Below are 9,754 nucleotides of genomic sequence, written 5' to 3' on the forward strand. Positions count from 1 at the left end.
AGAAATTTATTCAAGTTTTTACCACTCCTGAGCATCCCTTAGTCATTTTCCTAGACGACCTACAGTGGGCAGATTCAGCATCCCTGAAGTTGATGCAACTGCTCATGGGCGAGAGTGAGACGGGTTATCTGCTGTTGCTAGGAGCCTATCGGGATAATGAGGTCTATCCTGCCCACCCCTTGATGCTAACTCTAGAAGGAATTGTTAAATCGGGAGCGAGTATTAATACCATAACTCTCGCGCCTTTAAGCCAAGCCGATCTCAATGACTTGGTCGCAGATACTCTAAGCTGTAGCCAGAAGCTGGCTGGGCCTTTAAGTGAATTAGTCTATCAAAAAACCAAGGGAAATCCCTTTTTTGCCACCCAGTTTCTCAAGGGCTTGCACGAAGATGGGTTGATTGCTTTTGACCGGGATAAAGGCTATTGGCACTGCGACCTGACCGAAGTGCGGCAGTTGGCACTGACAGAGGATGTAGTAGAGTTTATGGCTTCTCGGTTGCACAAGCTACCCGAAGAAACTCAAGAGGTATTGAAGTTAGCTGCTTGTATTGGCAACCAATTTGACTTGGAGGCTTTGGCCATTGTCAGGGAACTCGAGCAGATAGAGGTGGCAAGTTCTTTATGGAAAGCGCTGCAAGATGGATTGGTTCTGCCCAAGGGCGAGACCTATAAGTTTTTCCAAGGAAGTGAGGGAGAGGAAAAAGTAAAGGTATCAGAAATATCGGTTGCCTACAAGTTTCTGCACGATCGCGTCCAGCAAGCCGCTTATTCTCTGATTCCTGACGACCGAAAAGAAAGGACTCATTACCGGATCGGCAAACGGCTAGAGGGAATAATTGCTCCTGAAGAACGAGAAGAACGTATTTTTGAGCTAGTCAATCAATTAAATCATGGCAAAAATTCAATCGCAGACCCACAAGAACGTTATGAATTAGCTCGTTTGAATCTCATTGCCAGTCGCAAGGCGAGAACAGCAACTGCCTATGAAAGTGGTCGAGAATACGTCAGCATTGGCTTATCATTACTTGGAGAAAATCCTTGGCGCGAGCAATATGTAATGACTTTAGCCTTCCATGATTTAGGGGCAGAACTCGCTTCTCTATGTAACGATAGGGAAGCCATGAATAAATTCATCAAAAAGGTTATAAAATGGGTTGATAATCCCTCGGACAAAGTGAATATTTATCAAACAAAGATTCAAGCACTTATTAATCATAGTCAGCTCAATGAAGCCATTGAGCTGGGACTAGAATTATTACAAGAATTTAATGTTACTTTTCCCGAAAGACCGAAAGAAAAAGATATTCAAGAAAGCATTGAAGCAATCAAACAGGCGATCGCCGAGCGAGACATTGAAGATTTGATTCATATTCCTAAGATGAGAGATCCAGAAAAAATTGCCATTGTTCGATTAGCAACTAGCGTGACATCAGCCGCTTCCATCTCGGGTTCTCCGTTATTTCCACTCATCGTTTCCTTAGCGGTAAAACTCTCTATTGAATATGGAAATACTCCAGCATCGGCCTTTGCCTATGCAACCTATGGAATGGTTTGCACTAATCTTTTGCAAGATGTGAATATCGCTGTCAAGTTTGGTCGTTTAGCTCTTAAAGTCGCGATCGAGCCAGAAGCTAAAATCATTAAATCAAGCGTACTCACGATTTTGGGATTATTTCTGTTTCATCGTACATCTCATACCCAAAAAACCCTACCGCTTCTACAGGAGGGCTATACCAGTGGACTAGAAACGGGAAATCAAGAATATGCCGGACATAACGTTCACAGTTTCTGTTGGAATTACTTTTTGTGCGGTCAATCCCTTGTATCATTAGAGCAGCAAACTCGTCTTTATTACAATGAGTTGATAAAATTTAGTCAGTTAACCTCAGCCAATTACTGTCGAATTCATTTGCAAGCTATTTCACACCTATTGTATGGTGCAGAAAATCAGAGTATTTTGTCTGGACAATTTATCGAAGAAAATGAAATTTTATCCCAACTTATTCCTGCTTCAGATTTGGTCGGCTTGTGGTATTTTTATATCCATAAGTTGATAATTTGCTACCTATTTGCGGATATTAATTCGGCTCTAAAAAATGCCACTGAGGCAAAGAAATATGCGATCGCTGGAGCTGGAATGGCTTCTGAACCAGCATTTTATTTCTATCATTGTCTGAGCATTATTGCTACTGTCAGCTCCCATTTAGAGTCAGAGTCAGCAGCCTGGCAACAACTTGAGGAGAACCAAAAGACATTACAACAGCAATGGGCGCGCCACGCACCCATGAATCACCAACATAAATGGGACTTAATTGAAGCTGAAAAATATCGCGTTTGCGGAAAATACTATGAGGCTGGAGATTGGTACGATCGCGCCATAGCCGGAGCGAAAGAAAACGAGTACCTACAAGAAGAAGCTCTAGCCAACGAACTAGCTGCCAAATTCTACTTAGACTGGGGTAAAGAAAAGGTGGCTGCAGGCTATATGACCGATGCCTACTATTGCTATGCTCGCTGGGGAGCCAAGGCCAAAACCGACCAACTCGAAGAAAAATACCCCCAACTCCTTGCCTCCATGCTGCAACAGCCTCGCTTGGAGTTACAGAGTGGCCAAACCGCGATTGCAACTCACACTTTGACTCAAACGAGCAGTTCAAGTACCAGCACAATTAGCTCAATGCTAGATTGGGCAACGGCGATCAAAGCATCCCAGTGCCTATCGAGCGAAATGCACCTGGACAAACTGGTCTCCACCTTAATGACAGTAGCCATGGAAAATGCCGGAGCAGATAGCGGCATTCTGCTCTTACAGCAACCGTCTGGTTGGCAGGTTGTTGCCCGATACTCCCAAGAAGGTGGCGATTGGTCTTCGACCGAGGTATCGACTGAACGCTCTATTCTCACCAGTGTGATTAATAAAGTTAAACGGACTCAAGAAGCAATTATTATTAACGATTTCCCTGATGATACCCAGTTTGCCGGCGACTCCTATCTACGACAAAAACAACCCCTTAGTTTTCTGTGCGCACCCATCCTCAATCAAGGCAAGCTGATCGGTATCCTCTATCTGGAAAACCATCTAGCCGTAGGAGCGTTTACACGCGAGCGGATGGAACTGCTCAATATGCTTTGTTCCCAAGCGGCTATCTCGATGGAAAATGCCCGTCTTTATAAACAGTCCCAAGACTATGCCCAGAAACTCGAACAATCTCTTGAAGACCTGCAACAAGCCCAACTGCAACTGGTACAAAGTGAAAAAATGTCAGCCTTGGGCAATCTAGTGGCAGGAGTAGCCCACGAAATTAATAATCCCGTAGGATTTATTGCTGGGAACATAGAACCAGCACGAGATTATGTGCAAGACTTGTTGGAATTAATAGACCTTTATCAGCAAGAATATCCAGAGCCAAGTGAAGCAATAGAAGAAGAAATCGAAGCAATGGACTTGGAGTTTGTGCGCTCGGATTTACTGGAACTGATTTCTTCAATGCGATCGGGAACGGATCGCATCCGTCACATCAGTAATTCTTTGCGGACGTTTTCCCGTACAGATAAGGAGTATAAAGTCCCGTTTAACTTGCATGAAGGTCTCGAGAGCACATTGCTCATTCTCAAACATCGCCTGAAAGCCAACGAGGAGCGTCCAGCGATTGAAATTATTAAAGACTATGGACAATTGCCACAAGTGCAATGTTTTCCGGGACAACTCAACCAAGTGTTTATGAATCTGATTGCTAATGCTATTGATGCTCTAGATGAGGGCAATCAGGGACGCAGTTTTGACGAGATTGCCAATCAGATTAAGATTACTACCTCAGCAACAACCCAGGAGGTCACCATTCGGATTGCTGATAATGGTACAGGGATGCCAGAAGAGGTGAGAGAACGCATCTTCGAGCAAGGATTTACGACTAAAGCGGTGGGTAAAGGAACGGGGTTAGGAATGGCGATCTCTAAATCAATCATTGCCCAAAAACATAGCGGTAAGATTACCTGTACTTCTCAATTGGGTAAAGGCACTGAGTTGGAAATCTGCCTTCCTATCAATTAGAGCGAATAGATTCTATATTAATTATTATGTAAGTATCCCCATAGAGCGATCGCTGCCTATGTAAAATTGAGGTCTTTGTTGGTAAAAATGTCACCATAATGATCGAAGTACAGCAACAAATCCTAGAGAAATGATCTTAGAACTACCGGGCTATCAAATTGGCGAAAATATATATGAAGGAGAGCGAACTTTAGTATATCGGGGAGTTAGACTTTCTGACTCGTTAAAAGTCGCCATCAAATTTCTGCGCAACTCATACCCCAGCTTTACCGAACTCCTACAGTTTCGCAACCAGTATGCCATTGCCCAAAACCTGAATCACCCCGGCATTGTCCAACCTTTAAGCTTGGAGAACATTGGTAATGGTTATGCTTTGATCATGAAAGAGGAGGGGGCAATTTCTCTGAAGAAAGTATTAGCAGAATATGAGTCATTAGACTTAGAAATCTGTTTGAAAATCGCTATTCAACTCGCGTCGATCCTGCAAGAACTCGAGCAGCAGCGAGTCATTCACAAAGATATTAAACCCGCCAACATTCTGATTCACCCAGAGAGCCAACAGATCCAACTGATTGATTTCAGCATTGCCTCCCTGCTGCCAAAAGAAGTGGAAGAAATCAAGAATTACAATGTCCTAGAAGGAACCCTAGCCTATATTTCCCCAGAACAAACCGGTCGCATGAATCGGGGAATCGACTACCGCAGCGACTTTTATTCCCTGGGAGTTACCTTATACCAACTGCTAACAGGAACTTTACCCTTCCCCAGTGACGACCCGATAGAGTTGGTGCATTGTCATATTTCCCAACAGCCAGTATTGCCATCGGTTAGAAACCCGGTTTCTGGAATTCCCCTAGTCGTTTCACAGATCGTGATGAAATTAATGGCGAAGAATGCAGAAGATCGCTATCAGAGTGCATTGGGGTTAAAGTTAGATCTAGAAAATTGTCTCCAGCAATGGCAAGAAACAGCCAAAATAGAACTCTTTGAGTTGGCCACGAGAGATATTGCCAGCCGCTTCCTGATTCCGGAAAAACTCTACGGACGCGAAAGCGAAATCCAAACCTTACTCAAGGCTTTCGATCGTGTAGCCAAGGGACAGACAGAAATAATGCTCGTTGCCGGATTCTCTGGCATTGGTAAAACGGCTGTCATCAACGAAGTTCACAGGCCAATAGTGCGAGAGCGCGGCTATTTGATCAAAGGGAAATTTGAGCAATTCCAGCGCAATATCCCATTCAGTGCTTTCGTGAGCGCTTTCCGGGATTTGATGAAGCAGTTATTAGGAGAATCAGATACTCAATTAGCCCAGTGGCAGACCAATATTCTTGCGGCTTTGGGAGAAAACGCTCAAGTGATTATTGAGGTAATTCCAGAGCTAGAGTCAATTATTGGCAAGCAGCCCGAGGTCCCCGAACTTCCTGGTGGTGCCGCGCAAAATCGCTTTAACTTATTATTTCCAAAATTTATTCAAGTTTTTACCACTAAAGAACATCCGTTAGTGATTTTTATTGACGACTTGCAGTGGGCAGACGCGGCATCCCTGAAGTCAATCCAACTGCTGATGAGTGAGAGTGCAACAGGTTATCTACTATTGCTAGGAGCGTATCGAGATAATGAGGTGTCTCCCACTCACCCGTTAATTTTGACTCTAGAGGAAATCGCCAAATTAGGAGTGACGATTACGACGATCACTCTAGAACCTTTAACTGAATTACATCTGAATTGCTTGGTGGCAGATACTCTCAATTGTAGCCCAAAGATAGCTCGGCCTTTGACGGAATTAGTCTATCAAAAGACTCAGGGCAATCCTTTTTTTGCTACCCAGTTTCTCAAAGGATTGCATGAAGATGAGTTGATTGGGTTCGATCGCAATCTCGGCTATTGGCACTGCGACATAACTAGAGTACGCCAGTTGACATTAACTTCGGACGTGGTTGAGTTTATGGCCAAAGAGCTACACAAACTCCCGGAAGACACTCAAGAGGTGTTGAAGTTAGCCGCTTGTATCGGCAACCAGTTTGATTTGGAAACTTTGGCCATTGTCAGCGAGCGCGAGCAGATGGAAGTAGCCGCTTCCTTATGGAGGGCGCTGCAAGAGGGATTGGTTCTGCCCCTAGGCCAAACCTATAAGTTTTTCCCAGCTAACCAGGATCGAAAGACTTCAATTGAAGATCTCTGTGTTAGTTATAAGTTTCTACACGATCGCGTTCAACAAGCTGCCTATTCTTTAATCCATGAAAAGCGAAAGCAAGGTACTCATTTAAGAATTGGCAGGCAATTACTCGCTTGTACTCCCGATTTCCATCTTGAAGAGAGAATCTTTGATATTGTCAATCAAATTAATCTCGGTTTAGACCTAATTACCCAATCACCTGAGAAGTATCGATTGGCCAAATTAAATTTCATGGCGGCAAAGAAAGCGAAACTTTCCACTGCTTATGCAGCGGCTTATGAATATATTGACACCTCACGCTCCTTGCTATCAGAAGCGGATTGGCATCAAGATTTTGAATTGGTGCGATCGGTGTTTGAATTGACTTCAGAAATAGCTTATCTAAACGGAGACTTCAAAACAGCAGAAGTCATGAATACTGAGATTTGCGATCGGGCAATAGACATTGTGGATAAAACTAAAGCGTATGAAATTAAAATTCAGATAGCCATCAGCGAAAATTATGTTTTTAAAGCTATTGATGCTGGCTTAGAATTTCTAGATCAATTAGATATAAAAATCCCAAGATGCCCTGATAATTGTGATGTTGAACGAGTTTTATTTGAATTAGATCGCAAACTCGAATCCCATTCCATAGAGTTATTAAAAGATTTGCCAATCTCGACTGATTCTCGACAATTAGCAGCAATGCGAATTCTTTCGGGGATTTTAAATGCAGCTTATTTAGGGCAACCAAACTTGTTACCGATTATTATTGCCAAACAGGTCGAGCTATCTATAAACCACGGTAATACAGATGTTTCATGTTCTGCTTATGCAAACTATGGTTTAATTCTTTGCAGTATCGTTAACGATATCGATCTGGGATTCAGCTTTGGTAATTTGGCTCTGAATCTCTTGGAGAAAATTGAATCTCGAGAATTTCATGCCAAAACAATAGAAATTGTTTGCCTTTCTGTTCAGCATTGGAAAAAACATATCAACACAACTTTATCAATGCTGATCGAGGCTTATCAAATAGGTTTAGAGTTAGGAGATTTTGAATCTGCGGCTTTTGCTGCCTATGATTATTGCGCCCATTCTTTTGTATCGGGACTTAATCTTATAGAATTAGAAAAAAATATGTTGCATTATAGCCAAGCCATCGAGAAACTTCAACAAAATATGATGTTTCAGCTTAATGAACTTCATCGGCAAATGGTTTTGAATTTGATTGAAGGCAATAAACTACCATCTTTGATCCAAGGGAAGAGCTACGATGAAGAAAAAATGATGTCTATCCACCAGGAAAAAAATGATGTTAGTTCTCTAGCTTTATTTTATATAGATAAACTTTTTCTCTGCTATTTATTTGGTGATAGTCGCCAAGCGATCGACCGAAGTCATCAAGTGGAGTCATATTTGGACGGAATTCTGGGACAAGTATTTATACCAATATTTTATTTTTACGCTAGTTTATCATGGCTTGATGTTTATCATACTCTAGAAAAGCAAGAAAAAGAACAAGCAGATGCAAAAATATCATCTTATCAAAATAAAATGGAAGCCTGGGCCAATCATGCTCCGATGAACTATGGTCATAAATTCCAGTTAATCGCAGCAGAAAAGCATCGAGTTTTGAATCAAAAACTCAATGCGATCGAACGATACGACTTGGCCATAGCTGGAGCGAAAGAAAATGGCTACATCCAGGAAGAAGCCCTAGCTAACGAACTGGCCGCAAAATTCTATCTGGATTGGGGTAAACAAAAGGTAGCGATCAGTTATATGACCGATGCCTACTACTGCTATGCCCGCTGGGGAGCAAAAGCCAAAACCGACCAACTTGAAAGAACATATCCCCAACTGCTTTCCTCCATTCTGCAACAGCCCTACCTACAGTTACACAACGATTTAAGCGTAATTAGTACTTTAACGCGGACGACAGGTTTAAATAGCAGCAAAAGCGACTTCATGCTCGATTGGGCAACGGCGATGAAAGCCTCCCAATCTCTATCGAGTGAAATGCATCTGGGCAAACTGCTCTCGGCCTTGATGAGAGCAACAATGGAAAATGCAGGAGCCGATGGCGGCATTCTACTCTTGCGACAACCCGATGGTTGGCAGATGGCTAACCGATATTCAAAAAAAGGGGGTCAAGATAACTGGGATTTATGTTGCAGGGAAGTATCCGACGAACAAGAAATTCCCATGAGGGTAATTAATAAGGTCAAACGGAGCAAAGAAGCAATTATTGTTAACAATTTCTCTTGCAATCTCCAGTTTGCAGGCGACCTCTATCTACAGCAAGAACAACCTCTTAGTTTTCTGTGCGCACCTATCCTCAATCAAGGCAAACTGATCGGCATCCTTTACTTGGAAAATCATCTAGCGACTGGAGCGTTTACGAGCGATCTCGTGGAACTGCTCTCTATGCTCTGTTCCCAAGCTGCTATCTCTCTGGAAAATGCTCGCCTCTACAAGCAATCTCAAGACTACGCCAAGCAATCCCAAGACTATGCTCATCAACTCGAACAATCTCTTGAAGACCTGCAACAAGCCCAACTGCAATTGGTGCAAAGCGAGAAAATGTCGGCTTTAGGCAACTTGATGGCAGGAGTAGCCCATGAAATTAATAATCCCGTGGCATTTATTGCTGGAAATATAGAACCAGCGGGAGATTACCTGAAAGATTTGTTTGGACTTCTGAACCTTTATGAGCAAGAATATCCGCATCCGAGTGAAGCTATACAAGCAGAAAGAGAAGCGATAGACTTGGAGTTTTTGCGCTCCGATTTACCGCAATTGATTGACTCGATGCAAGAAGGAACCGATCGCATCAGGCACATTAGTAATTCTTTACGAACCTTTTCGCGCACCGATAAGGAGTATAAAGTCCTCTTTAATCTGCATGAAGGTCTCGAGAGCACATTGCTGATTCTCAAACATCGCCTGAAAGCCAACGAGGAGCGTCCAGCGATTGAAATTATTAAAGACTATGGACAATTGCCACAAGTGCAATGTTTTCCGGGACAACTCAACCAAGTGTTTATGAATCTGATTGCTAATGCTATTGATGCTCTAGATGAGGGCAATCAGGGACGCAGTTTTGACGAGATTGCCAATCAGATTAAGATTACTACCTCAGCAACAACCCAGGAGGTCACCATTCGGATTGCTGATAATGGCATGGGGATGCCAGATGAAGTTAAAGAGCGCATCTTCGAGCAAGGATTTACAACGAAAGTTGTGGGTAAAGGAACGGGGTTAGGAATGGCGATCGCTAAATCAATCATTGCCCAAAAACATGGCGGTAAGATTACCTGTACTTCTCAATTCGGTAAAGGCACTGAGTTGGAAATCTCCATACCCATCGGCAACTAGCCCGTCGATTCTAGATTGCATACAGCGCTTCGCGCTGTAATGAGGTACAATATAAGGTGAAGAAATGTGATAGGCAGGAAGAGGCAATGAAAGCATATTCAGTAGATTAATGAAACCTTTTTATAGAGGGTCAAAAGTCACCTTGGTTGGTGCAATTACTCAG

The 9,754-nt window shown here is 42.9% G+C and carries 2 protein-coding genes; both read left to right on the forward strand.

The window, feature by feature from the left end; translation table 11 throughout:
• Window positions 1–4,052: trifunctional serine/threonine-protein kinase/ATP-binding protein/sensor histidine kinase (locus AC3A14_RS22840; RefSeq protein ID WP_487779179.1), on the forward strand; the 4,052-nt coding region annotated here is incomplete at its 5' end.
• Window positions 4,053–4,182: 130 nt separating this feature from the next.
• A complete protein-coding gene (locus tag AC3A14_RS22845) occupies window positions 4,183–9,591 on the forward strand; it encodes a trifunctional serine/threonine-protein kinase/ATP-binding protein/sensor histidine kinase (protein WP_487779180.1) in 5,409 nt (1,802 codons plus the stop codon).
• The last annotated feature ends 163 nt before the right edge of the window (window positions 9,592–9,754 follow it).

It is taken from the genome of Roseofilum sp., from assembly GCF_982964205.1.

Excerpts from the sequence above, each read along its gene's own strand:
- AC3A14_RS22845 (WP_487779180.1), top strand. The coding sequence starts at position 4,183 with ATGATCTTAGAACTACCGGGCTATCAAATTGGCGAAAATATATATGAA.